The following is a 1,034-nucleotide window of genomic DNA, read 5'->3' as shown; positions in this document are numbered from 1 at the left end:
GGTGGAAATGTGGATGAAGGGGATCTCCAGATCAGCGCAAGCCCTCGCCATTGCCGCAGGGGCTTCACCGTTGATGATTGTCGCGAGGTCTTCCTCAGTTTCGGCTTGATCAACAGCGGTGTAAGCGGCGGCATTGATCACGACAGCGGGTCTTTCAGCCCGGATCGTAGCGGCGCAGCCGGAGGGGTCCAATAGATCTGCCTGGTCACGGTCAAGCGCCAGCACATCCGCCCGTGCCTGCAGTTCCCTTGCGACCTGCCCAGTTTTTCCGAAGACGAGGAGGGTCATGTCCAACTCCCTTTTGGTGCTGTGGTGCCTATCTCTGCTAGTCTGTCCGGTTGAGACGCACCTTCATATCGTCCGATATCCGTTGCGTAGATGTCAGCGATTAGTGCGCTTGCCTGAGCAGTGATCTCGATACTCTGGAGCGCATTATTGATCTGTTACTCCGGTTCAGGTTGCTTCACAAACATTCGGTACAGAGCGCTTGGCATTCTGAAGTGCCTACCAAAACAATCCTCGACAAGCTCCGCAAGTACTGAGGAGTATAGTGAGAGATTACAAGCTTGCCTGTAATATGAATGAGCGGAATTCAACTCGCTTTCCCCAGCCGCTCACCAATGCCTTCCCGGCCCTGAAGCGCACGCCACCAGGGTTCGTTAGCAAGATACCATTCCACAGTGCTCCGTAGCCCTTCTTCAACGGTTACCGATGGCCGCCAGCCTAGCTCATCACGGATTCGGCTCGGATCGATAGCATAGCGCGCGTCATGGCCGGGACGGTCAGTCACAAAGGTAATCTGGTCGGCATAGGATCCCCTCCCAGTCGGGCGCAGTTCATCGAGAATGGCGCAGAGGGTCTTCACCAGTTCCATGTTCGTTCGTTCGTTTTCGCCACCGATATTGTAGCTTCGACCGAGCGCGCCTTTCTCAAGTACCAGCAGTAGCGCATCGGCATGGTCCTCGACAAAAAGCCAGTCGCGGATGTTCGAACCGTCACCGTAGATTGGTAGGGGCTTGCCTGCCAACGCGTTC

The 1,034-nt window shown here is 55.9% G+C and carries 2 protein-coding genes; both read right to left on the bottom strand.

The annotated features are described in order from the left end of the window. Positions 1 to 288 (bottom strand): sugar nucleotide-binding protein (locus A3722_RS14205; protein ID WP_150120494.1); only part of this gene is annotated, 288 nt, incomplete at its 3' end. Between the two features lie 304 nt (positions 289 to 592). After that, positions 593 to 1,034 (bottom strand): GDP-mannose 4,6-dehydratase (locus tag A3722_RS14200; RefSeq protein WP_150120493.1); only part of this gene is annotated, 442 nt, incomplete at its 5' end.

This window comes from Sulfitobacter sp. HI0027 (assembly GCF_001634775.1).
GTDB lineage: Bacteria > Pseudomonadota > Alphaproteobacteria > Rhodobacterales > Rhodobacteraceae > Sulfitobacter.
Note: the sequence above shows the minus strand (reverse complement) of the source record. Positions and strands in the feature narration are given on the sequence as shown.